The following is a 23,233-nucleotide window of genomic DNA, read 5'->3' as shown; positions in this document are numbered from 1 at the left end:
AACTAAGGGGCGGCCCGAAGGGCCGCCCCTTTTGTCGTGAACCAGACTTTTAGTAAGGTTCGTCGGTCGGTTCATCGCCGGTCGGCTCGTCGCTGCTCGGCGCATCAGCCGGAGCGGAGTCCGGGGTCGGCTCGGCCGTATCCGAAGGAATCGGCGGGGCCGACTGGACATCCGAAGCGCTGGCGTCGACAACGATGTCAGAGCCGTCCTGGCGGATGCCGGCCAGCGGCACCGGGCGGACCTGGCCATCGGCGGTGCGGACCGTCAGTTCCTGGCCGTTGGCGCCGTTCTGGACGCCGACCAGCTTGCCGATCTCGGAGCCGTCAGCGCTCTTGACGGTCGTACCCGGCGTCAGGGTCAGGCTCTGCGGTTGAGCCGCAGCCGCCTCAGCGGGAGCCGGTTCGGGCGTCTGCGACGTCGTGGCGTCCTGGGCGAAGGCAGGGGCGGCGATGAACAAGGCGCCGGCGATGCCGGTCAGCAGGGCGGTTTTGCGGATCATGAGAAACTCCTGGAAGGCGAGCTCGGCGCTCGCGAAAAAATGAACCCCTGTGATCGCGGATGGTTTCGTCTGCCCTGAAATGACCTTTTACTGGCCCCAAACGGCCGATTCTTGCTCACCGGAGGGTGGTTGACCAAATCCAGCGCAAAACATGACCCGTGGCGCATCACGCGCCGCCTCGCGGGCCTGGCTTATGAGTTGACGCCGCAGATGTTTGCGGCCGCCACCTTCCTGCTGGGCGGGGTGATGTTGCTGTCGGCGGTGACGCCGGCTTTCAATGACCGGCTGGCGGCGCTGGGCCGTTTCTATCCGCCGCTGCTGATCGACCTGTCGCACTTCGCCGCCAGCGTGACCGGTTTTGTTCTGCTGCTGATCTCGGCGGGGCTGTGGCGACGGCGGCGCGGCGCCTATTATGCGGCGCTGGCGGTCCTTCTGGTCGGAGCGGTCTTTTCGTTGCTGAGGGGGCTGGACTGGGCCCAGGCGATCGAACTGACGGTGGCGGCGGCCCTGTTGACGCCATGCCGGGCGGCCTTCAATCGCCGCTCGCGTCTGGGAGAGCCGCTGCGGCCGGGGTGGCTGCTCATGTTGGCGGCGGCGGTGGCGGCCATGCTGTGGCTGGGCTTCTTCGCCTATCGCGACACCGCCTATACGGACGAGCTGTGGTGGACCTTTCTGGTCGACAAACAGGCGTCGGGCTTCCTGCGCGCCGGGGCGGTGCTGACCCTGGCGGTGGCCATACGTTCGCTGACGACGGCGCCGGGCGCCAGCACCCACGGCCCCGCCGCCCCGGAAGAGGTCGAACGCGCCCGGCAGGCGCTGAGGAGCGCTGAACTGGCCGCTCCCGAGGCGGAACTGGCCCTGCTGGGCGACAAGGCCCTGTTGTTCAGTCCGTCCGGCCGCAGCTTCATCGCCTATCGCGTGCGGGGGCGCCGCTGGATCGCCATGGGCGAACCGGCGGGCCTGGCGGCGGAACGGCTGGAGCTGCTGTGGACCTTCGCCCAGCTGGCCGACAGTTACGGCGGGGCGGCGGTCTTCTATTCGGTGGGCGAAGGGCTGCTGGCGGACCTGGCGACCCTGGGTCTGGCGGTCCGCAAGGTCGGGGAGGCCGCCGTGATCGACACCGCCCGTTTCACGACCGAGGGCAAGGGCAGGCAGAACCTGCGCACCGCCGTCAACCGCGCCGAACGCGAGGGCGCCGGTTTCGAAGTGGCCCCGCCCGGCGCGGCGCGCGGGCTGGAGGCCGAACTGCGCGCCGTGTCGGACGCCTGGCTGAGGCACCATAACGGCTCGGAGAAGGCCTTTTCGCTCGGCCGGTTCGATATCGACTACCTGGACCGCCAGCCCCTGGCCCTGGTGCGCGAGAACGGCCGCATCGTCGCCTTCGCCAATCTGTTGAGCGGGGCGGGCGGCGGGGAGGTCATGATCGACCTGATGCGCTACGACCCCCAGGGACCGAACGGGGTGATGGACTATCTGTTCACCCGCACCGCGCAGTGGGCGCGCGATGAGGGACTGGCGCGGCTGGATCTGGGCATGGCGCCGCTGTCAGGCCTTGAGGACCGGCGGACGGCTCCGGTTTTCGCCCGGGTCGGCGCCCTGGTGTTCGAGGAAGGCGGCGCCGTCTACGGCTTCCAGGGCCTGCGCGCCTACAAGGCCAAGTTCGGCCCCGCCTGGCGATCAAAATTCATCGCCGCCCCGCCCAGCACGCCGCTGCCTCTGGCCCTGCTGGACGTGGCCCTGCTGACCAGCGGCGGCTGGCTGGGGCTGGTGGGGTTGAGGCGATAGCGATCTTTTCCCTTCCCTTCATGGGGAGGGTGGCGCGCAGCGCCGGGTGGGGAGGGCTGCGTGAAACGGCCATGCGCTTCTGCATCAGGCAAGACAAAGGCGGCGGGCTGTTCGCCGCGCCGCCCCCACCCGGCCTCGCCTGACGGCTCGGCCACCCTCCCCATGAAGGGGAGGGAGATATCGCATCAGTCGGCGCGGACGCGCTTCTTGCGGAAGGAGGGGTTCAGGACCTCCTTGCGCAGGCGGATCGACTTGGGCGTGACCTCGACCAGTTCGTCTTCCTCGATATAGGCGATGGCCTGTTCCAGGCTCATCTTGCGCGCCGGGGTCAGGCGCACGGCCTCGTCCTTGCCCGAGGCGCGGACGTTGGTCAGTTGCTTGCCCTTGATGGGGTTGACGTCCAGGTCGTCAGAGCGGCTGTTCTCGCCGATGATCATGCCCTGGTAGGTCTTTTCGCCGGCGCCGACGAACATGACGCCGCGGTCTTCCAGGTTCCACAGGGCGAAGGCCGCCGTGTCGCCGTCCGAGTTCGACACCAGCACGCCCTTCAGACGGCCCTCGATGGCGCCCTTGTGGCCCTCATAGTGGCTGAAGACGCGGTTCAGCACGCCCGAGCCGCGCGTGTCGGTCAGGAATTCGCCCTGATAGCCGATCAGCGAACGCGACGGGCACTTCAGCTGGATGCGGGTCTTGCCGGCGCCCGAGGGGCCCATGTCGGTCAGTTCGGCCTTGCGGGCCGAAAGCTTCTCGATGACCACGCCCGAGAACTCGTCGTCGACGTCGATGACGACGTCTTCGATCGGCTCCATGCGCTCGCCGTTCTCGCCGGTCTGATAGACCACGCGCGGACGGCTGATCGATAGTTCGAAGCCTTCGCGGCGCATGTTCTCGATCAGCACGCCCAGCTGCAGTTCGCCGCGACCGGCGACTTCATAGGCGTCGGAGTCCGGCGTTTGGGTGATGCGGATGGCGACGTTGGCCTCGGCTTCCTTCAGCAGGCGGTCGCGGATGACGCGCGACTGGACCTTGTCGCCTTCGCGGCCGGCCAGCGGGCTGTCGTTCACGCCCACGGTCATGGAGATGGTGGGCGGATCGATCGGCAGGGCGTCCAGCGCCTCGGTCACTTCCAGCGCGCACAGGGTGTCGGCCACGGTGGCCTTGGACATGCCGGCGATGGCGACGATGTCGCCCGCCTCGACGCCCTCGTCGATCGGCTGGCGCTTCAGGCCGCGGAAGGCCAGCACCTTGGTGATGCGGCCCTGTTCGATGGTCTTGCCGTCGCGCGACAGGGCCTTGATGGCCATGCCCGGAACCGCCTTGCCCGAGTGGATGCGGCCGGTCAGCAGGCGGCCCAGGAAGGGGTCGCTTTCGATCAGGACGTTCAGGATCTGGAACGGCTCGTTGACGCGCGCCTGGGCGGCCGGGGCCGGGACGTGGTCGACGATCAGGTCGTACAGCGGGTGCAGGTTGTCGTTCGGCTGGGCCAGATCCAGCGTCGCCCAGCCCGAACGGCCCGAGGCGTAGATGACCGGGAAGTCCAGCTGCTCGTCCGTGGCGCCCAGGGCGGCGAACAGGTCGAAGGTCTCGTTCAGCACGCGGTCCGGGTCGGCGTGGGCGCGGTCGACCTTGTTGATGCACAGGATGGGACGCAGGCCCATCTTCAGCGCCTTGGTCAGCACGAACTTGGTCTGGGGCATGACGCCCTCTTCGGCGTCGACCAGCAGGACGCAGCCGTCCACCATGCCCAGGATTCGCTCGACCTCGCCGCCGAAGTCGGCGTGGCCCGGCGTGTCGATGATGTTGATGCGCGTTTCGCCCGCCTTGCCGTTCCAAAGGATCGACGTGCACTTGGCCAGGATGGTGATGCCGCGCTCACGCTCCTGATCGCCGGAGTCCATGGCGCGTTCGGTCGTCGCCTCATTGGCGCGGAACAGGCCGGACTGGGCCAGAAGGGCGTCCACCATGGTCGTCTTGCCATGGTCGACGTGGGCGATGATAGCGACGTTACGAAGGTTCATGTCGGGCTCGGGCGGACTGTGTTCGGTCACGGATAGGCCGCGCCGCTGCAAGAAGATTGCAGAAAAGGGAAGGGTTCGGGGCGCCTCTTACAGGGATGCGGGCCAAAACGCCAGTCCGGTGCGCGTCCTGCCGATCAACCCAGCGGAAGGAAGGCGATCACGCCCAGGGCCAGGACGCCGATCAGCAGGGCGGACAGGGCGGCGACGGCGGCGACGCGCGGTCCGGCCCGGACCACGGCGCGCGGATCGACCATCAGCCCCAGCGCCGCCATGGCGATCAGCGTCAGGGCCGAAACCGAAACCTGCAGCGGCGGCAGGATCGCTTCCGGCAGCCAGCCCAGCGAGCGGGCGGCCATCAGGGCCAGGAAGACCAGGATGAACCAGGGCGCCATCTGGTGCAGCCTGGGCCCGCGTCCGCCTGCGGCCTGTTTTGATCGCATCAGGCCCAGCACCAGACAGACGGGCCCCAGCATCAGCACGCGCACCAGCTTGACCACGGCGCCCGTCTGCACGGCGGCCAGACCGGCGGGGGTGGCGGCGGCCAGCACCTGCGGCACGGCGTAGACGGTCAGGCCCGCCAGCACCCCGACGCGCGTGGCGTCATAGCCCATCAGGGCGCCGACCACGGGGACCAGAAGCACGACGGCGATGCCCAGAACGGCGGTGAAGCCGATGGCGGCGGCGACATCCTGTCCCTCGGCCTCAATGACGGGGGCGACGGCGGCGATGGCGGAGTTGCCGCAGATGGCGTTGCCGCAGGCGACCAGCAGGGCCATCGCGTGCGGCAGGCCGAAGGCCCGGCCCAGGGCGTAGCCGCCGAGGATGGCCAGGGCGACGACGCCGACGATGGCCAGCAGCAGCCACGGCCCCAACGCCGCGACGGCAGCGCCCGAGACGGTGGCGCCCAGCAGGGCCACGGCCACCTCCAGCAGGGTCTTGGCGCTGAAGCTGACGCCCGGCGACCACAGCGAAGACGGCGTCCAGACCAGACGCAGGGCGGCGCCGATCAGGATGGCCAGCACCAGCCCCTCGATCCACGCCTGCCCGAACAGGCGCGCCTCGAACAACTGAAGGCCGAAGGCGACGGCGCCGATGGCGGCGGACAGGGCCACGCCAGGCAGCAGCCGCAGAGGGCCGATCAGGCGGCGAGAGGGGGCGGCGGGGTCGAGGGCAACGGTCATGACCGCCGTATCGGCGCTGTCATCTGATCAATCCAACGCGTAGTTATGGACTTAACGATCAATATATTTCATCAATTACGCATGACGCTGGAACAACTCCGCATCTTCGTCGCCGTGGCCGAGCGCCTGCATATGACGCGGGCGGCCGAGGCGTTGCATCTGACCCAGTCGGCGGTCAGCGCGGCGGTTCAGGCGCTGGAGACGCGGCACGGAACGCGGCTGTTCGACCGGGTCGGGCGGGGGCTGGCGCTGAATGCGGCGGGGACGGCCTTTCTGCCGGAAGCCAGGGCGGTGCTGGCGCGGGCCGAGGCGGCCGAGCGGCTTCTGGACGAGCTGGCTGGGCTGAAGCGCGGCTCGGTGCGGCTGTTCGCCAGCCAGACCATCGCCGCCTATTGGCTGCCGCCGCGCATGGCCGCCTTCGCCCAGAGCCATCCGGGCGTGGAGCTGCATCTGTCGATCGGCAACACCCATCGGGTCGTCGAGGCCGTGCTGGCGGGCGAGGCGGAACTGGGTCTGATCGAGGGCGCCGAGGATGCGCCGCGTCTGGAGCGGATTCGTATCGGCGCCGATCGGCTGATCGTGGTGGCGGCGCCGGATCATCCGCTGGCCGGACGCGAGGCGGCGCTGAGGGCGGCGGACCTGAAAGCGCTGGACTGGGCCCTGCGCGAGCCGGGCTCGGGCACCCGCAGCGAGTTCGAGGCGGCCCTGCCGCGCGGTATCGCCGCGTTCGACCTGAAGACAGCGCTGGTGCTGCCGTCCAATGAAGCCATCCTGACGGCGGTGGCGGCCGGCGGCGGCGCAGGGGGCGGCCTTGTCACCGCCATCTCTGAACTGGCCGCCCGGCCCCTGATCGAGGCGGGGCGGCTGGTCCGTCTGCCGCTCGACCTGCCCGAGCGGCCCTTCTATCGATTGCGACACCGCGAGCGCGGCGCCAGTCGGGCGGCGGAGGCGTTCGCCGCCGCCCTCTAGTTCGGCTTAGACCTTGGCGGCGCGGCGGCGCACCCAGGCGTACAGGGCGTAGGTCAGAACCACGAAGGCGATCAGCCCCGCCCACATGGCCGGCCAGCCGCTGTCGGCCGGAAGCAGGGCGAAGGGCGCTTCGTTCTTGGCGCTGACGATCACGGCGGCGGTGAAGACGCCGAACAGGCTCTCGCCCACGATCAGGCCGGACGCCAGCAGCACGCCCATGCGGCGGGCCACATCGGCATAACGGGTCGACCGGACCGCCCGGTCGTACAGCCAGCCGCAGACCGCGCCGATGACCAGCATGGTGGTGACGGCCGCAGGCAGATAGACGCCGATGCCCGCAGCCAGCGGCGGCAGCTTGATCTTGTCGTTGGTCGTGCGGCGCAGGACGACGTCGAGGATGATGACCAGAACGCCGACCACGGCGCCGATGCCGATCAGGTCCCAGCGCAGGTCGCCCGAGATGACCCCCTTGGCCAGGGCCGAGATCAGGGTGGCCTGAGGCGCCGCTAGGGTCTGTGATCCTTGCACGATGGCGGGCGGGCCGCCTTCGAAGCCAAAGGCCTGGTTCATCATGTCCAGCACGAAGGGGATGACCAGGGCGCCGGCGACGACGCCGACCAGCAGGGCGGTCTGCTGACGCCAGGGGGTTGCCTCGACCAGTTGGCCGGTCTTCAGGTCCTGCAGATTGTCGTTGGCGATGACGGCCACGGCGAAGACGATGGCGGTGACGATCAGGGCGAAGGCGATCACGGATGGATCAGCGGGCACGCCCGCCACGGCGAGGACGCCCAGCATCAGCAGCGATGCAATGATGATGGCCAGGATGCCGACGCCGGAGACGGGGCTGTTGGATGAGCCGATCAGCCCGGCCATATAGCCGCAGATGGCCGCCACGGCGAAGCCGATGACCACGACATAGACCAGGCCGCCGATGACCAGCAGGGGCGCTGAACCGGCCAGGGCCGTGCCCTGGGCCACGATCGCCAGCAGGACGGCGATGCCGACCAGGGCGGCGACCGACAACAGGCCGACGATCTTGATGGGGATGTCTTGCTCGGTCAGCTCCAGCGCCTCGCCGTGGGCGCGACGCGATTGGGCGGTCAGGGCCGAGGCCAGACCCGCCACCAGCGGCCTGGCCAGCTTGGCCAGGGTCCACAGGGCGGCCACGCCGATGACCCCGGCGCCGATGAAGCGGACCTCCTGCGCCCAGACGGTCATGGCCAGGCCCTCGGCGCCGGCGTCGGCCGGGACGGAGGCGGCGACCGACGGCATGCCGTGGGCGGCCGCCCAGGCCGCGAACTCTGGCGAGGTCAGGATGGGTACGAAGATCAGCCAGGCCAGAACCAGGCCGAACAGCTGCGTCAGGCCGACGGCCAGGCCGATCAGGTGACCGGCGCCCAGAAGGGCGAACTGCATGGAGAAGCCGACGCCGGTGGCCCCGCCGCCCAGCGCGGCAGGAAGGCGCAGGAAGGCGGCGGTTTCGGCGGCGAAGACCCGCGCGGCGGCCAGGAAGCCGAAGAAGGCCGAGGCGATCGCCCCGCCGATGACCACGAACAGGCCCGAACGGTTCTCGCGCACGGCCTCTTCGGTCTGTTCAGCGCCGGGCGAGCCGACCTTGAGCACCTCGGCGGCGGCGACGCCTTCGGGGTAGGGCAGGCCGCCCTGAACGACCAGGGTGCGGCGCAGGGGGATGGAGAAGGTCACCCCCAGCACGCCGCCGAGGATGCAGATCATCACCGATTCCCAGAACGGGAAGTCCATCCACCAGCCGATCATGACCAGACCCGGCAGGACGAAGATGATCGAACTCATGGCGCCGCCGACCGAGGCGACGGTCTGGACGGTCATGTTCTCCCAGATGGTCGAGCCCCGGAACGCCCGCAGCAGGGCCATCGAAATGACCGCCGCCGGAATGGCCGAGGCGAAGGTCAGGCCGACCTTCAGGCCCAGATAGGTGTTGGCCGCCGTGAAGACCGCCGCCAGCAGACAGCCCAGGATCAGGGCGCGGATGGTCAGTTCGATGCGTTTGCCGGTTCCGGCGGGCGTGTCCGTCATGCGGGGCTCTTTTTCCGTTGTTGCGCGGAGGTAAGCCCGAAAGCGGTCTCGTGACAACGGGGGCCGCGCATCGCGACTGCGCGGCGATGACGGGATGACACCTTGGGGCGAATGCGGCACAACGCCCGCCATGTTCGACCCTCGCCCGACCGACGCCGCCTTTCCGACCCTGGACGAGGCGCGGCGCCTGCTGGAGCGGGTCTGGGGCCATGCCGACTTTCGGGGCCTCCAGGCCGATGTGATCCAGGAGGTTCTGGCCGGACGCGATGTGATGGCCGTGCTGCCGACCGGCGGCGGCAAGAGCGTCTGCTATCAGGTGCCCGCCATCCTGCGGCCCGGCGTCGGCCTGGTCGTGTCGCCGCTGATCGCCCTGATGACGGATCAGGTCGAGGCGCTGAAACAGCAGGGAGTGGCCGCCGCGCGTCTGGATTCGGGCCTGACGATGGACGAGCGTTCGGCCGTGTGGCGGGCGGCTCGGGCGGGCGAGCTGGACCTGCTCTATGTCTCGCCCGAAGGGCTGGCGTCCGGCGCCATGCTGGACCGGCTGGCCGAACTGCCGATCAGCCTGATCGCCATCGACGAGGCGCACTGCGTGTCTCAGTGGGGCCATGACTTCCGGCCCGATTATCGCACCCTGGGCCGCCTGGCCGAGACCTTCCCCGGCGTGCCCCGTATCGCGGTGACGGCGACCGCCGACGCCCGCACGCGCGACGACATCCTGGCCTCGCTGCGGCTGGGCGAGGCGCGGGTCTTCGTCGACAGCTTCGCCCGGCCCAATCTTCAGCTGTCCGCCGAACGCAAGGTCAACGGCTCGCGCGCCCGCACCGACGCCGCCGTCATCGAACTGGTGCGCGAACGGCGCGGCAAGTCGGGTGTGGTCTATTGCGGAAGCCGTGACGGCTGCGAGCGGGTGGCCGACGCCCTGAGAGACGCCGGAAGCAACGCCATCGCGTATCATGCCGGATTCGACGCCCGCGAGCGCGACCGGCGGCTGGAGCGCTTCCTGGCCGAGGACGGCGCCGTCATGGTCGCGACCATCGCCTTCGGCATGGGGGTGGACAAGCCGGACGTGCGCTTCGTCATCCACGCCGATCCGCCCGGTTCTCTGGAGGCCTATTGGCAGGAGATCGGCCGCGCGGGGCGAGACGGCGAACCGGCTGAGGGAATCACCCTTTACGGCCCGTCGGACATCGCCTGGTCCCTACGTCGCCTTGAGGGGCGGCCGATGGCCGAGGAGGTCAAACAGGTCCAGACCCGCAAGGTGCGCCAGCTGTTCGCCATGCTGGACGGCGCGACCTGTCGGCCCCAGGCCGTGCGCCGCTATTTCGGCGAGCAGGACGCCCAGCCGTGCGGCGTCTGCGACATCTGCGGCGACCCGCCCGCCACCTTCGACGCCGTGGTGCCGGCTCAGAAGGCGCTGGCGGCGGTCCAGCGTCTGGGCGAACGCTTCGGCCGGACGCGCGTGGTCGATCACCTGCTGGGCAAGACCAGGGACGTCCAGCCGTGGGAGGCCGGGCTGTCGACCTGGGGCATCGGCGCCGACCTGTCGCTGGCCGCATGGCGCGATGTGATCGACCATCTGCTGTTCGAAGGCCTGCTGGTCGAGGACCCCAACGACGGCAAGCCGATCATCCGATTAGGCGAGGCGCAGGCGGTAAGGGCCGTCTATCGCGGCGAGCGGCCGGTGCAGGTGCGTCAGGCGCCGATCCGGGCCTTGGCGCTGGACAAGCCGCGCCGCAACGCCGGGCGCAATCTGGCGGTCGAGGGGCTGGACGCCGATGTGCGCGCCCGCTTCGAGGCCCTGCGCGCCTGGCGCCGCGACCGCGCCGTTGAACAGCGCGTGCCGCCCTATGTCATCTTCCAGGACAAGACTCTGGTCGAGATCGCCCTGCAGGAGCCGCGCGGGCTGGACCAGTTGGCCGTCATCTCCGGCGTCGGCGCGGGCAAGCTGGAACGCTATGGCAAGGGCGTGCTGGAGGCGCTGGCCGCCTCTGACTGACCGGCGACCATGACCAAAGCGTAACTGGAAGGCCCCTCGCCGCCCTGTCATTTCTTGCTCCACACCGGGAGAGAGATTGGAATGAAGCGGTTTCTGGCGACGGGCGCGGCCTGTCTGGCGATGGCGAGCGCGGCTCAGGCTCAAGAAGCGAGCGACGCGGCCAAGCCGATGGACCAGCCGCGCGACTGGTCGGCGACCCTGGTTCAGGACGCCACCGGCCTGCACGACATCATGATCGACAGCCACCCCGGCACGTATGACCCCCTCAACCCCGCCTTCAGGCCGCGACTGGAGGAAGGCCTGACCGTCGCGCTGGAGCGGGCCAGGACCACCACCGACGCGGGCGGCTGGTGGTGGGCGCTGCGGGCCTATGTCGCCAGCTTCGAGGACGGCCATGTCGGCATCAACGTCACCCAGCCGAACTACGGCTTCGCCACGCGCTGGCCCGGCTTCCTGACCGTCTATCGCGGCGCCGATCAGGTGGTGGCAGACCGCGACGAAGCCGACGCCGCTACGCCCCCGATGGGCGCCAAACTGATCGACTGCGACGGCGTGGCCGCCGAGGCCCTGGCCGAGCAGCGCATCGGCCAGTTCCGGGGTCGCTGGTTCCTGGAGGCCCAACGCGTCCTCTTCGGCGAGTGGCAGTTCCTCAGCGCCCAGAATCCGTGGATCAGCGAGATGCGTCAGTGCCGCTTCGAGGCTGACGGCGCGACCCGGACCTACGCCCTCAGCTGGCGCGCCACGCCCGACGACCTCGGCGCCCGCCGCGCCAAACTGGCCCAGCGCGCCTGGCCCGACTTCGGCCTGAAACATTTCGACGACGGCGGCATGTGGATCTCGACGCCCTCGTTCAACGGCGATCCGTCCAGCGAGACCCACGCCGAGCTGACCGCGCTGATCGCCGACATGAAGACCAAGCAGGAGGCCCTGCGCGCGGCCCCCTATGTGGTGCTGGACCTTCGCGGCAACGGCGGCGGCTCGTCGCACTGGAGCCAGCTGATGGCGCAAATCCTGTGGGGCGACGACTGGATGATCGCCCACCCCGAGCCGGCCATCGAAGCCGTCGAATGGCGCGCCTCGGACGGCAACATCGCCCAGATTTCGGATTTTCTCGGCCAACTTCGCGCTTCGAACGGCTCTCCCGAGTACATCACCTGGGCCGAGACCGCCGTGGACGGCATGAAGACCGCCCAGGCTGCCGGTCAGACCTATTGGCGCAGCGCCAACGACGAAGCCCCGGAAGACGCCGGCCCGCCCCCGCCCGCGCCCCAGTTGATGGCGGGCCGGGTCTATGTCCTGACCGATTCCAGCTGCGGCTCGGCCTGCCTTGACGCCGTCGATCTGTGGAAGACCGCGGGCGCGGTCCAGGTCGGTCGCGAGACCTCGGCAGACACCGTTTACATGGAAATCCGCAACCCGACCCTGCCCAGCGGCCTGGCCCAGATCGCCGTGCCGATGAAGGTCTATCGCGGGCGGGCGCGCGGCAACAACGAGCCGCAGCGGCCCCAGTATGTCATCGAGGGCGACATGAGCGACGACGCCGGCCTGCTGGCCTCGATCCGCAGGCTTCAGCCGAACTGAAGCCTCAGCGCAGGAACCGGTCGACGGCCTGCTGGAACTGACGCGGTCGGTCGATCATGACCATGTGCTCGGCGCCCTCGATCCGCTCGAAGGTCGCCGGGCGGGGCAGGGAGCGGTAGCCGTCGCGGAACAGGCCGTCGACGTGGCTGCGCGGGCTGTCGGCGTCGGGGCTCCAGCCATAGACGACGGTGACCGGGGCCTGGATCAGAGGCAGGCGAGAGCGCAGATCCACCGTCATCACTTCGTACAGGCCCTGAGCCAGAACGCGCCGGTCGCCCCCCTGCCAGCCCAGGCCGTTGAACAGGCTGTCGGCGGCGCCGCCCAATTCAAGGCCCAGAGAGGCGGCCTGAGTGCGCAGGGCCTGATCGCCCAGCAGCATCAGGCCTTGATAGGCCAGCCGCGCCAGAGGCTCGACATCGCCCACCGTCGAGCCGGGGCTGATCAGGGACGGGAAGAAGGGCGAGGCGTCCACCACCATGACCCGGCCGACGCGGGGCCCGCCCTCGGCCGCGACGCGCAGGGCCATCTGCCCGCCCATCGAATGGCCGATCAGGGCGGGACGATCCAGACCCGCTTCATTGATGTAACGCAGGATCTCCGCCGCCGCCGGGCCGCCGATGCGGCCTTCGGCGTTGCCGGCCGCCGCCAGCGGGCCGAAGCCGCGCACCGTGATCAGGTGTACCCGGTAGCGGTCCTGCAGCGCGGCCGCTGTGCGGCTCCAGACCGCCGAGGTCGAGGCCAGGCCGGGGATCAGCACCACGTCCGGTCCCTGTCCGCGCGTCTCAACGACGATGCGCGAGGATTGGAAACCGGCGGGCGCGACGTCGGGGCTGACGGTCGCGACGGCGGGCGAACGCGCCGCAGCGGGCGCCGCCACGGTCGTCAGGCTCAGGAAAAGGGCGGTCAGGACAGCGGAAAACCGGCTCATGGCGCCAAACTGCCGTCAGATAGCGGCGAAACCTCGGCGACAGGCTTTTGGCGCGATGGATTGAAATTTGCGAAGATCAGGAGTGAAATCACCGGACCTGGGGAGGTTCTCATGAAGAAATCCATCATTGTCCTGTCCTCTGTTCTGGGTCTGGCTGCATCGCCCGCCCTGGCCGAGAACTGGAACGTCATTTCACGCAGCTCGGCCACCGCCTTCATGGTGGATGTCGATTCCATAGCCCAGGCCGGCGGCGTCACCAGCGCCCGGCTGGCCCGCGTCCCCGCCAAGGGCGAGCCGACCGATCTGTCGCACAGCATCGGGACCGTCAGCTTCCGCTGCGCCGCCAATCAGTCGAAGGCGGGCGAAGAGGTGTACTACGGTCCGGACGGCGCCGAGCAGGAGCGGATCGACGACGGCTATGATTTCGAGCCGGTCGTGCGCAATTCTCTGGACTCCTACGTCAAGGAGATCGTGTGCGAGGACAAGCGCGGGACGGCGACGTTCCCGACGATCCGCGCCTTTATCGAAGCCGGGCGCCCCGACTCGCGCTGACCATGAGGCGAGGCCCGGTCGGCTTGTCCGCCTGATCGCTTGGGGTTAAGGCCGGCCGGGCGTCGATGCGACGCCGCGTAACAGTATCGAGCCGTATCTTGCAGCCTTCATTTCCGGCGCTTGCCGACACTCAGGACGCCGCGCAGTTCGGCGTCGCCGATCCGGCGTCGGTGCGCCGCCTGCGTCAACTGGTTCAGGACCACGCCGAGGCCCTGGTGGCGGCCTTCTACGATGCGCTGCTGGCGCATGAGGAGGCGCGCGCCTTCCTGCATCATTCGGTGGTGCAGGAGCGGCTGAGCCCGTCTCTGCGTCGCTGGCTGATCGACCTGTTCGCGCCCGAGGTTGATGGCGACGAAGCCGCCTTTGTCGCGCGCCAGGTCAAGATCGGCGAAGTTCACGCCCGCATCAAGATTCCGATGCATCTGGTCATGGCGGGGGCGGCGGTGCTGAAGGGGCGACTGGCGGACGTCCTGGTCTGCGACCCGGCCGCCTTCGACCTGTTGCGGCTGTCCGGCGAGCGCATCGACCACGCCCTGCGCCTGATGAGCCAGTCCTATGAAAAGGGTGCCAGCAATCGCGCGCGGCTGGACGAGGCCTATCGCCTTTTCTCGTTGGACCAGGACATCCATTTCGAGCGCGAGAGCCAGCGCGCGGGCCTGATGGAATGGAGCCAGAAGACACTGTTCCGCATCCTGGCGTCGGGCGGGGTGGAGGGGGCGGGCGCGCTCAGCGCCTCGCCTTTCGGCCTGTGGATCCGTCACCGGGCCGACTTTCTGTTCGACGGCTCGCCGCATCTGGCGCGTCTGAACGCGGCTATGGAGCGTATCGACGGCGAGTTGTTGCCCCGTTTCACGCCGGGCGCGGCCTCGTCTGAACTGGTCGGGCCGCTGGAGGCGCTGGAGGCGGCGGTGGACGAGGTCGCCTTCCTGCTGAACGAGATGTTCCAGGGGCTGGCGGGGATGGAAGGCGGACGGGACCCGCTGACGCGCGCCCTGAACCGGCGCTTCCTGTCGTCGATCCTGAGCCGCGAGATCGGTTTCGCTAACGCCAACCACACGCCGTTGTCGGTGTTGCTGCTCGACGTGGACCATTTCAAAAGGATCAACGATACGCACGGCCACCCGATCGGCGACGAGGTGCTGCGCCAGGTGGCCGAGGCCGTGACCGAGAACGTGCGGCCCAGCGACTTCGTCTTCCGTTACGGCGGCGAGGAGTTCCTGATCGTCCTGGTTGAAACCGGTCTGCGTCAGGCCGCGATCATCGCCGAACGGATGCGTCAGGCCCTGGCGGCCAAGGCCATCACGGCGTCGGGCCTGGCGCCCTTCCACGTCACCGTGTCCATCGGCGCCGCCGAACATGGCGGCCATCCGGATGAGAACTATCTGGTCAAGCAAGCCGACGACGCCCTGTACCGCGCCAAGCAGAACGGCCGTAACCGGGTCGAGATCGCCTAGACGAGGCCCTCCCAGCGCCCTCGGCAGGCTGAACGAATAAGCGCTTTCGATCTCAAAAAACGGGGTTACTAATGCGTCCCGACGATCGGGGGACGCTATGCAGGAATTCGACGCGCTCTTCGCCTTTTACGCCCTTCTGCTCGGGCTGGCGGTGGCCAATGTCGCGACGGCCTTCGCCGAAATGTACAAGGCGCGCGGCCGGGTGATGATCGGGTGGACGGTCCCTCTTCTGGGCGCCGTCGTGCTGACAGCGGCCTGTCAGCAGTGGTTGTCTCTGTTCCGCGCCCAGGCCGACATGAGGCTGGGGGCGGGGGAGCTTTTGGTCTGTCTGGCGATGGCCCTGCCGTACATCTTCATCAGCCAGTCATCCGGCCCCGCTATGATGAAGTCGCGTCGCTGGAGACCTATTACGTCCAGCACCGCACGGTGCTCGTCGGCGCCCTGCTGATCCCGGTGCTCGCCAGCACCATCGTCAATGTCGCCTATATTCTGAAGCTGAACGAGCCGGTCGCGCCGGTTATCCCGATGATGCTGATCTATCAGGGCGTCCGTTTCGCCTGCATCATCCCCATGCTGATCTGGCCGGGCGCGGCGGTGCAGCGAGCGGGACTGATCGTCCTGCTCGCGCACACGGTCATGGTGATGCTCTAGGCGATTGTTTCGGAGCTGGGGTGACATCCGATCGCATGTGAACCGATTTCGCTCCAGCCGTCAGGCGTCGACGGCGGCGTCGAGGGCGTTTTCCTGAATGAACTCGCGGCGGGGCTCGACCACATCGCCCATCAACTTGGCGAACAGGTCGTCGGCGTCGTCGCCATGCTCGACCTTGACCTGAAGCAGGGTGCGGGCGTTGGCGTCCAGCGTCGTCTCCCACAGCTGTTCCGGGTTCATCTCGCCCAGACCCTTGTAGCGCTGGATGGCGATGCCCTTCTTGCCCGCGTCCAGAACGGCCGCCAGCAGGTCCAGCGGGCCGCGGATGGTCGTGGTCTTATCCTTGCGGCGATAGACGGCCGGCGTGGCGAACAGGCCGTCGAAGGCGGCGGCGCGCTCGGCCAGACGGCGGGCGTCCAGCGAACGGCCCAGCACCTCGTCCAGCACGATGGTCTCGCTGACGGCGCGGCGCACGCGGGTGAAGGCCACGCCGCCCTGGGCGGCCAGTTCGCCGCTCCACGGACCGTCGCCCTCTTCGGCGTAGAGGTTCAGCCGCTCAGCCGCGCGCACGGCGCGGTCGGACAGTTCGCCTGTGCTCTCGTCGAACAGGCCCGCCAACGCGCCCTGTTCGATGGCGAAGGCGGGGGCGCGGCTGGCCAGACGGTCGACCAGGGCCTTGAACGCCTTGGCCTCGCGAACCAGTTCCTGCAGGTCCATGCTGGCGCGCACCTCGCCCGAGGCCAGCTCCAGCGTCGCCTCGGCGCTGCCTTCCTCGATCAGATAGGCGTCCATCTCGGCCTGATCCTTGATGTAGCGGTGCTGCTTGCCCTTGGAGACCTTATAGAGCGGCGGCTGGGCGATGTAGACATGGCCGCGTTCGATCAGCTCCGGCATCTGACGATAGAAGAAGGTCAGCAGCAGGGTGCGGATGTGGGCGCCGTCGACGTCGGCGTCGGCCATCAGGATGATCTTGTGATAGCGCAGCTTGTCGGCGTCGAAATCGTCGCGGCCGATGCCCGTGCCCAGCGCCAGGATCAGGGTGCCGATGGTGTCGGACGACAGCATCCGGTCGAAGCGGGCGCGCTCGACGTTCAGGATCTTGCCGCGCAGGGGCAGGACGGCCTGGTTCTCGCGGTTGCGCGCCTGCTTGGCCGAGCCGCCGGCCGAGTCGCCCTCGACGATGAACAGTTCGGACTTGGCCGGATCGCGTTCCTGACAGTCGGCCAGCTTGCCGGGCAGGGAGGAGATCTCCAGCGCCGACTTGCGGCGGGTCAGGTCGCGCGCCTTGCGGGCGGCTTCACGGGCGGAAGCGGCCTCGATGATCTTGGAGACGACCAGCTTGGCCTCGACCGGGTGTTCCTCGAACCAGGTCGACAGACCCTCGGAGCACAGGCTTTCAACGGCCGGGCGCACCTCGGACGAGACCAGCTTGTCCTTGGTCTGGCTGGAGAATTTCGGGTCGGGCACCTTGACCGACAGGACGCAGGTCAGGCCCTCGCGCGCATCCTCGCCCGAGACGGAGACCTTCTCCTTCTTGGCCAGCCCCGAGCTTTCGATATAGGCGCCCATGACGCGGGTCAGGCTGGCGCGGAAGGCCGACAGGTGGGTGCCGCCGTCGCGCTGGTTGATGTTGTTGGTGAAGCACAACATCGTCTCGTGGTAGGAGTCGTTCCACCACAGGGCCAGGTCCAGCTCGATGCCGTCCTTCTGGCCGCGGATGACGATGACGTCCTTCAGGATCGGCGTCTTGGACTTGTCGAGGTGGCGCACGAAGGCTTCGACGCCGCCTTCATAGTGCAGCAGGATCTCGACCGGCTCGGGCCCGCGATTGTCGCTCAGCTTGATGACCACGCCTGAGTTCAGGAAGGCCATTTCGCGCAGGCGGTGCTCCAGCGTCTTCAGGTCGAAGTCAATGTGGCTGAAGGTGTCGATCGACGGGTAGAAGGTGACCTCGGTGCCGGTCAGCAGACGGCCCTTGTCCTCGCGCATCGGCGCGTCGCCGATGACGGCCAGCGACCGCACGGTGTCGCCGCGCTCGAAGCGCACGCTGTGCTTCTTGCCCTCGCGATAGATGACCAGCTCCAGCCAGTCCGACAAGGCGTTGACCACCGAGACGCCCACGCCGTGCAGGCCGCCGGACACCTTGTAGGAGTTCTGGTCGAACTTACCGCCGGCGTGCAGCTGGGTCATGATGACTTCGGCCGCCGAAATGCCTTCCTCGGTGTGGGTGGCCACCGGAATGCCGCGCCCGTTGTCGGTCACGGTGACCGAGCCGTCCTCGTTCAGGGTGACGGTGACCAGATCGGCGTGCCCGGCAAGGGCCTCGTCGATGGCGTTGTCCACCACCTCATAGACCATGTGGTGCAGGCCCGAGCCGTCGTCCGTGTCGCCGATATACATGCCGGGGCGCTTACGCACCGCGTCCAGGCCTTTGAGAACCTTGATGGAATCGGCGCCGTACTCGGGCGAGGGAGCAGTCTGTTCGGTCATGAAAACGTCGGCTCAGGGTCCGCAGGCGGACAGGGAAGAGGCGACACGCAGGCCGCCCGTCTCAGGCGTGCAAATCAGCACGTCCCGAAGTCTCCGATATATAGGAAATTTGACGGGAAAAGCGAGCCTTTAAGCCCTTCTCCCTCCCCTTCATGGGGAGGGTGGTCGACGCGGAGCGGAGACCGGGTGGGGAGGGCTTTGGCGATCCTGGTCTCGCCGCTTGAATAGCCTTGCCGCCCCCACCCGGCTTCGCCTTGCAGGCTCAGCCACCCTCCCCATGAAGGGGAGGGAGAAGGTCGAGCGCTGGCCTTCAGCTTGACAGCCCGCCGCCTTCCACCGCCACGAACTGCGCACGGCCTTCCAGCGCCGCGAACAGCGGGCGCTCCGTCCCGGTCATGAAGGCCTGAAGCTTCAGCGCCTCGATCTCGTCGAACAGGGCGGCGCGGCGGGTTTCGTCCAGATGGGCGGGGGCCTCGTCCAGCAGGAGGATCGGTTGGGCGGGGCGCCCGGATTCAGGATGGGCCAGGCGCGTCACCTGGGCCAGGATCAGGTTCAGCACCAGGGCCTTCTGCTCGCCCGACGAGCCTTCGGCGGCGGGCCGGTTCTTCTCGCGGTGCAGGGCGGTGAGGTCCGAGCGGTGCGGGCCGAACAGGCTGCGTCCGGCGGCGGCGTCGCGGACGCGGGCGCGCATCAGGCCTTCGCCCAGCGCCTCGATGATGTCGGCCTCGTCCGCGCCCGCCGCAGCCATCTCTTCGGCCGGACCGGCCAGCCCCAGATCGGCCTGAGGAAAAGGGCGGTCGGCGCGGGCGTCGATCCCGGCCTGAAGCTCTTGCAGGGCAGAGGCGCGCGCCACGGCGGCGCGGGCGCCGCTTTCGGCCAGCCGGGCCTCCAGCGCGTCCAGCCACAGGGGATCGGCCGGGCGTGTCTCGTCGGTCAGCAGGCGCAGCCGCTCGCGCAGGGCCTTTTCATAGGTCGAGACGACAGCGGCATGATCAGGATGGGCGGCGAAAACCAGCCGGTCGAAGAAACGCAGCCGCTCGACCCGCGCATCCGAGAACAGCCGATCTTGCTCCGGCGTGGCCCAGACGGGGCGCAGATGATCCAGCAGCCGCCCCGGCGGCGCTGTCTCGCCGTCGATACGCACGATGCGTCGCGCCGAAGGGCCCATCGTCTGGACGCCGGTGCCCAGACGCACTTCGTCGCCGTCGGCTGCCTGCAGCGTCGCCGCCACCGCCCAGGGCCGCCCGACCGCCTCGCCCGGTTCGCGCCGCCCCATCTCCGCTGCCGTCGCCCCGCGCAGCCCCTTGCCGGGGGTCAGCAGGCTGATGGCTTCCAGCAGATTGGTCTTGCCCGCCCCGTTCGGCCCGTGCAGCACCACCGTCCCGCCGGAAACCGGCAGGGTCGCGCCCGCGTAAGAGCGGAAGTCGGTGAGGGCGAGGGAGGTGAGGCTCAATCTATCCGCTCATCCCGGCGGACGCCGGGACCCAGTGCTTTGGCCGCAAGCGGCGCGGTTCAAAGGAGCGTCTCGAACAGATCAGCCCATTCAGGGTTCATACGCTCGATCAGGTCCAGCTTCCACTCGCGCCGCCATTCCTTGATGCGTCGCTCGCGAAGAAAGGCGGTCTCTCGACTGTTATGAGCCTCATACCAAACCAAACGAGAGACAGCGTAGCGGGCGGTGAACCCGTCGCGCAGCTTCTCGCGATGCTCGGCGACCCGTTTCAGCAAGTCATCCGTAGAGCCGGTATAGAGCGTGCCGTTGCGGCGACTGGCCAGAATGTAGACGTAGAACATCCGGCCGACCGTCCCCGGTTCTCACTGGGTCCCGGCGTCCGCCGGGATGAGCGGAAGAGGGGGCAGCACCGGCTAGCCCTACACCCGCAGCGGCATCAGCACGTACTGGACGCCCACGTCGGCCGGGTCGAGGACCAGCGTCGGGCTGGCCGGATCGGCGAACTTGAAGTGGGCGGTCTCGCCGGTGATCTGGCCGGCGACGTCCAGCAGGTAGCGGGCGTTGAAGCCGATTTCGAACGGCTCGTCGGAATAGCCGATCTCGACTTCTTCCTCGGCCTGACCGGCCTCCATGTTGCGGACGGTCAGCTTCACCCGGTCGTTGTCGAAGGCCAGCTTCACCGAGCGGCTCTTCTCGGCCGAGATGGTGGCGACGCGGTCCACGGCCTTGGCGAACAGGCTGTTGTCGATGTCGGCCTGTTTGTCGTTGCCCTTGGGAATGACGCGCAGATAGTCGGGGAAGGCGCCGTCGATGACCTTGGAGGTCAGGCTGGCCTCGCCGAACTCGAAGCGGATCTTCTGGGCCGAGACCTGGACCTCGACCGGGCCGGCGCCGTCGTCCAGCAGGCGGCGGACCTGATCCACCGTCTTGCGCGGCACGATGACGCCGGGGCCGCCCGCCGCGCCTTCCGGCGCCGGGGTTTCGGCCAGGGCCAGGCGGTGACCGTCGGTGGCCACGGCGCGCAGCAGCGGAATGCCGCCGTCGGCCACGGTGTGCAGATAAAGGCCGTTCAGATAGTAGCGCGTCTCTTCGGTCGAGACGGCGAAGCGCGTCTTGTCGATCAGGCGCGCCAGGTCTTCCTTGGGCAGGGTGTAGCGCGCGCCCGACGCCTCGGTCGACATGACCGGGAAGTCGCCCGCCGGCAGCACCGGCAGGTTGAAGCGCGAACGGCCCGCCGCCACCACCAGACGCGGATCGTCGCCCGAATAGGTCAGCGACACCTCGGCCCCGTCCGGCAGCTTGCGCACGATTTCATACAGGGTGTGGGCCGGGGCCGTGATCTGGCCCTCGACGTTCACCTGGGCCTCGGCCTCGTCGACCATCTCCATGTCCAGGTCGGTGGCGGCGAACGACAGGCGGTCGCGCCCGGCGCTCAGCAGCACGTTGGACAGGATTGGAATGGTGTTGCGACGCTCGACCACGCTCTGGACGTGCCCCAGGGCCCGAAGAAGCGCGGAACGTTCGATGGTCAGCTGCATATGGTCTCGCCCGGTCGCGGCCCTGTCGAAGCAGCGCCGCCGTAAATATGGGCGGGAACACTAGCGCATTGAGCGAAAGGGGCAACGGGCAGAGGCGCTTGCCCCCGATTTCCACAGGGTGGATTCTCTTTCCGTCATTCTCCGGCAAGCCGCGGAGCGGCGCAGACTGGGGAACCCAGCGGCGCGCGTCAGCGCGAAAGACGCGCGCACAACGCTTGCGGCCAAGATCGCCTTCGGCGCCGCTGGGTCCTCCGGTCAAGCCGGAGGATGACGAAGGAAAGGGTTTGGTCGCTCGGCTTACCCGCGCAGTTTGCGCGTCAGGGCCTCGACGTCGCGGGCGATCTGGTCGTCCTTGGGCATCAGCTCCTCGATCTTGCGGACCCCGTGCAGGACGGTGGTGTGGTCGCGCCCGCCGAAGCGGCGGCCGATGTCGGGGTAGGAGCGGGTCGTATGTTGCTTGCACAGATACATGGCGATCTGACGCGGGCGGGCGATGGCGCGGGTGCGGCGCTCGCTCAGCAGGTCGGCCTGTTTCAGGTTGAAGTGCTCGGCCACCGTCTTCTGGATCTCGTCCACGGTGATGCGGCGCTCAGGGCCGGTGCGCAGGGCGGCGCCCAGCAGGGTCTGGACTTCGTCGACGGTCAGGGTCGACAGGCGGCTTCCGGCCACGGCGGCCAGGGTGTTCACGGCGCCTTCCAGCTCGCGCATCGAGCCGGGGGTGCGGTCCACCAGATGTTCCAGCACCTCGGGACGGGCCTCGCCGGTGACGACGCCCAGCTTGGCCAGGGCGTTCAGACGCGACTGGGCGACGGCGACCTTCAGATCGCGATCCGCCGCCTCGACCGGGCAGGTCAGGCCCGCGGCCAGGTGGCTGCGCAGGCGCGGCTCGACATCGGTCAGGGCTACAGGCGCGCGGTCGGCCGACAGGACGATGCGTTTGCCGTCCTCGATCAGGGCTGTGAGGGTGTTCAGCAGTTCTTCCTGGGTGCTCGTCTTGCCGCCCACGAACTGGACGTCGTCCAGCAGCAGCATGTCGGCTGAGCGCAGGCTTTCCTTGAAGGCGGCGGTCGAGCGGTCCTGCATGGCGCGCACGAAGGTCGACAGGAAGCGTTCGGCGGTCAGATAGACCACCTTGGCGTCCGGGCGCAGGCGCTGCGCCTCCCAGGCGATGGCGTTCAGCAGGTGGGTCTTGCCGTAGCCGTAGGGGCCGCAGAAGAAGACGGGGTTGAAGTGGCCGTCGGCCCAGGACGCCACCTGTTTGGCGATGGCCAGGGCGAAGGCGTTGCCGTGGCCCTCGACGAAGCTGTCGAAGGTCAGGCGCTCCTGCAGGCCCGCAGCGCGCACGGCGCGGGCGCCGTCGGTGGCCGGGGCGAAGGCTGGGGCGGTCGGGGCGGCCGCAGGCGCGGCGCTGATCGAGGACAGGCGCGGGGCTTCACGCGAGGCCGAGGCCGGGGGCACGGAGCCCATCTCGGCGCGGCAGCGGACCTCCAGACGGCGCGACAGGCCGTCCAGGCCCAGCCACAGCTCGTTCATCCGACGCAGGGCGTTCTTGCGCACCCAGTCGCGCGCATAGGCGGTCGGGGTTACCAGGATCAGATTGCCCTGAGAGTCCACGCGCACCGCCGAAGGCGCGATATAGCTGCTGAAGGGTCCGTCGCCGATCTCAGCCTTCAGGCGGTCCGCCGCCTCAGTCCAGATACGGTTGGGATCCGTCATACCCGCCATCGCCACGCCCCCGATCATGAAGAACACCCGCCACAAGAGTTATCACCGACGAACGCCCTTCGAGACGAGGTCCGGGGACGACTTCTCTCGTCTCGCGAAGCCGGGCTTCGCAAGCGGGGTCGTACTCACAGACAGACATCTCGCGCCGGGGGAAATCATTGATTTCCCTCGTCTTCATCCAGAAAGGACGGAAGTGCGTTACCCCCTCAACTTACCCCCGGAACGGCGGAGATCAACGCTGATTCGAGTCGAGATTCGCACTTAAATTGATTGACTCCAGCAAACCCCGGCAGGGCTTAGGAAAATGGCGATTTCGCCTCAATCAATAACTGGAATCGGCAAGCATGACTTAGAG

18 protein-coding genes are annotated in these 23,233 nt (G+C 68.5%); 8 read left to right on the top strand and 10 right to left on the bottom strand.

What is annotated here, in order from left to right:
- Positions 1-49: 49 nt before the first annotated feature.
- The gene (locus tag H556_RS0113965; RefSeq protein WP_024355037.1) at positions 50-499 is read right to left on the bottom strand and encodes a hypothetical protein; all 450 of its coding nucleotides are present in this window, start codon (positions 497-499) and stop codon (positions 50-52) included.
- A 129-nt stretch (positions 500-628) separates the two neighbouring features.
- Here H556_RS0113965 and H556_RS0113960 point away from each other — a divergent pair, with 129 nt between their 5' ends.
- Entirely contained in the window at positions 629-2,284 is a 1,656-nt protein-coding gene (locus H556_RS0113960; RefSeq protein ID WP_024355036.1) for a phosphatidylglycerol lysyltransferase domain-containing protein, read from the top strand.
- Between the two features lie 185 nt (positions 2,285-2,469).
- On the opposite strand, the gene typA is transcribed toward H556_RS0113960, so the two are convergent.
- Together typA and H556_RS0113950 are read right to left on the bottom strand one after the other, a co-directional pair.
- Positions 2,470-4,302 (bottom strand): translational GTPase TypA, encoded by a 1,833-nt coding sequence (gene typA / locus H556_RS0113955; protein WP_024355035.1) that lies wholly within the window; start codon positions 4,300-4,302, stop codon positions 2,470-2,472.
- Between the two features lie 134 nt (positions 4,303-4,436).
- On the bottom strand, positions 4,437-5,483 hold the full coding sequence (locus H556_RS0113950; RefSeq protein WP_024355034.1) for a YeiH family protein: 1,047 nt from the start codon (positions 5,481-5,483) through the stop codon (positions 4,437-4,439).
- 81 nt (positions 5,484-5,564) lie between these two features.
- Here H556_RS0113950 and H556_RS0113945 point away from each other — a divergent pair, with 81 nt between their 5' ends.
- Positions 5,565-6,452 carry a LysR family transcriptional regulator gene (locus tag H556_RS0113945; protein ID WP_024355033.1) on the top strand — a complete coding sequence of 296 codons (888 nt, stop codon included), beginning with the start codon at positions 5,565-5,567 and terminating at the stop codon, positions 6,450-6,452.
- A 6-nt stretch (positions 6,453-6,458) separates the two neighbouring features.
- Here H556_RS0113945 and H556_RS0113940 read toward each other — a convergent pair whose 3' ends face one another.
- Positions 6,459-8,507, bottom strand: coding sequence for an OPT family oligopeptide transporter (locus H556_RS0113940; protein WP_024355032.1), 2,049 nt, complete (start codon positions 8,505-8,507; stop codon positions 6,459-6,461).
- A 130-nt stretch (positions 8,508-8,637) separates the two neighbouring features.
- Between H556_RS0113940 and recQ the strand changes: the two genes are divergently transcribed.
- Together recQ and H556_RS0113930 are read left to right on the top strand one after the other, a co-directional pair.
- Positions 8,638-10,506, top strand: coding sequence for a DNA helicase RecQ (gene recQ / locus H556_RS0113935; protein WP_024355031.1), 1,869 nt, complete (start codon positions 8,638-8,640; stop codon positions 10,504-10,506).
- An 81-nt stretch (positions 10,507-10,587) separates the two neighbouring features.
- Positions 10,588-12,087 (top strand): S41 family peptidase, encoded by a 1,500-nt coding sequence (locus H556_RS0113930; protein WP_029673673.1) that lies wholly within the window; start codon positions 10,588-10,590, stop codon positions 12,085-12,087.
- A 4-nt stretch (positions 12,088-12,091) separates the two neighbouring features.
- On the opposite strand, the gene H556_RS0113925 is transcribed toward H556_RS0113930, so the two are convergent.
- The gene (locus tag H556_RS0113925) at positions 12,092-13,015 is read right to left on the bottom strand and encodes an alpha/beta fold hydrolase (protein WP_024355029.1); all 924 of its coding nucleotides are present in this window, start codon (positions 13,013-13,015) and stop codon (positions 12,092-12,094) included.
- A gap of 111 nt (positions 13,016-13,126) precedes the next feature.
- Here H556_RS0113925 and H556_RS15765 point away from each other — a divergent pair, with 111 nt between their 5' ends.
- The 4 genes from H556_RS15765 to H556_RS0113905 all read left to right on the top strand — a co-directional run bounded on the left by H556_RS15765 (position 13,127) and on the right by H556_RS0113905 (position 15,672).
- Entirely contained in the window at positions 13,127-13,567 is a 441-nt protein-coding gene (locus H556_RS15765; protein WP_024355028.1) for a hypothetical protein, read from the top strand.
- Between the two features lie 98 nt (positions 13,568-13,665).
- Positions 13,666-15,021, top strand: a complete 1,356-nt coding sequence (locus H556_RS0113915) for a diguanylate cyclase (protein ID WP_024355027.1) — start codon at positions 13,666-13,668, stop codon at positions 15,019-15,021.
- A gap of 97 nt (positions 15,022-15,118) precedes the next feature.
- Positions 15,119-15,469, top strand: a complete 351-nt coding sequence (locus H556_RS15935) for a hypothetical protein (protein ID WP_024355026.1) — start codon at positions 15,119-15,121, stop codon at positions 15,467-15,469.
- Positions 15,448-15,672: a hypothetical protein gene (locus H556_RS0113905; protein ID WP_024355025.1), complete on the top strand. Its 225-nt coding sequence runs from the start codon at positions 15,448-15,450 to the stop codon at positions 15,670-15,672. The genes H556_RS15935 and H556_RS0113905 overlap by 22 nt, the downstream gene beginning before the upstream one ends.
- Positions 15,673-15,732: 60 nt before the next feature.
- Here H556_RS0113905 and gyrB read toward each other — a convergent pair whose 3' ends face one another.
- The 5 genes from gyrB to dnaA all read right to left on the bottom strand — a co-directional run bounded on the left by gyrB (position 15,733) and on the right by dnaA (position 22,869).
- Positions 15,733-18,162 carry a DNA topoisomerase (ATP-hydrolyzing) subunit B gene (gyrB, locus tag H556_RS0113900; protein ID WP_024355024.1) on the bottom strand — a complete coding sequence of 810 codons (2,430 nt, stop codon included), beginning with the start codon at positions 18,160-18,162 and terminating at the stop codon, positions 15,733-15,735.
- 310 nt (positions 18,163-18,472) lie between these two features.
- Positions 18,473-19,615 carry a DNA replication/repair protein RecF gene (gene recF / locus H556_RS0113895; RefSeq protein ID WP_024355023.1) on the bottom strand — a complete coding sequence of 381 codons (1,143 nt, stop codon included), beginning with the start codon at positions 19,613-19,615 and terminating at the stop codon, positions 18,473-18,475.
- A 59-nt stretch (positions 19,616-19,674) separates the two neighbouring features.
- Positions 19,675-19,956, bottom strand: coding sequence for a GIY-YIG nuclease family protein (locus H556_RS0113890; RefSeq protein WP_024355022.1), 282 nt, complete (start codon positions 19,954-19,956; stop codon positions 19,675-19,677).
- 78 nt (positions 19,957-20,034) lie between these two features.
- A complete protein-coding gene (gene dnaN / locus H556_RS0113885) occupies positions 20,035-21,153 on the bottom strand; it encodes a DNA polymerase III subunit beta (RefSeq protein ID WP_003166402.1) in 1,119 nt (372 codons plus the stop codon).
- Positions 21,154-21,450: 297 nt separating this feature from the next.
- Positions 21,451-22,869 (bottom strand): chromosomal replication initiator protein DnaA, encoded by a 1,419-nt coding sequence (gene dnaA, locus H556_RS0113880; protein ID WP_245559504.1) that lies wholly within the window; start codon positions 22,867-22,869, stop codon positions 21,451-21,453.
- Positions 22,870-23,233: the final 364 nt, after the last annotated feature.

The sequence above is a fragment of the Brevundimonas naejangsanensis DSM 23858 genome (assembly GCF_000421705.1).
GTDB classification, from domain to species: Bacteria; Pseudomonadota; Alphaproteobacteria; order Caulobacterales; family Caulobacteraceae; genus Brevundimonas; species Brevundimonas naejangsanensis.
This window is presented reverse-complemented; position numbering and strand designations above follow the sequence as displayed.

Bases quoted from the DNA above. Each gene is read 5' to 3' on its own strand.
- dnaA (WP_245559504.1), bottom strand. From the start codon at position 22,869: ATGACGGATCCCAACCGTATCTGGACTGAGGCGGCGGACCGCCTGAAG.
- H556_RS0113930 (WP_029673673.1), top strand. From the start codon at position 10,588: ATGAAGCGGTTTCTGGCGACGGGCGCGGCCTGTCTGGCGATGGCGAGC.
- gyrB (WP_024355024.1), bottom strand. From the start codon at position 18,162: ATGACCGAACAGACTGCTCCCTCGCCCGAGTACGGCGCCGATTCCATC.
- typA (WP_024355035.1), bottom strand. From the start codon at position 4,302: ATGAACCTTCGTAACGTCGCTATCATCGCCCACGTCGACCATGGCAAG.
- H556_RS15765 (WP_024355028.1), top strand. From the start codon at position 13,127: ATGAAGAAATCCATCATTGTCCTGTCCTCTGTTCTGGGTCTGGCTGCA.
- H556_RS0113950 (WP_024355034.1), bottom strand. From the start codon at position 5,483: ATGACCGTTGCCCTCGACCCCGCCGCCCCCTCTCGCCGCCTGATCGGC.
- H556_RS0113945 (WP_024355033.1), top strand. From the start codon at position 5,565: ATGACGCTGGAACAACTCCGCATCTTCGTCGCCGTGGCCGAGCGCCTG.
- recQ (WP_024355031.1), top strand. From the start codon at position 8,638: ATGTTCGACCCTCGCCCGACCGACGCCGCCTTTCCGACCCTGGACGAG.
- H556_RS0113925 (WP_024355029.1), bottom strand. From the start codon at position 13,015: ATGAGCCGGTTTTCCGCTGTCCTGACCGCCCTTTTCCTGAGCCTGACG.
- H556_RS0113890 (WP_024355022.1), bottom strand. From the start codon at position 19,956: ATGTTCTACGTCTACATTCTGGCCAGTCGCCGCAACGGCACGCTCTAT.
- dnaN (WP_003166402.1), bottom strand. From the start codon at position 21,153: ATGCAGCTGACCATCGAACGTTCCGCGCTTCTTCGGGCCCTGGGGCAC.
- H556_RS0113965 (WP_024355037.1), bottom strand. From the start codon at position 499: ATGATCCGCAAAACCGCCCTGCTGACCGGCATCGCCGGCGCCTTGTTC.
- H556_RS15935 (WP_024355026.1), top strand. From the start codon at position 15,119: ATGCAGGAATTCGACGCGCTCTTCGCCTTTTACGCCCTTCTGCTCGGG.
- H556_RS0113940 (WP_024355032.1), bottom strand. From the start codon at position 8,507: ATGACGGACACGCCCGCCGGAACCGGCAAACGCATCGAACTGACCATC.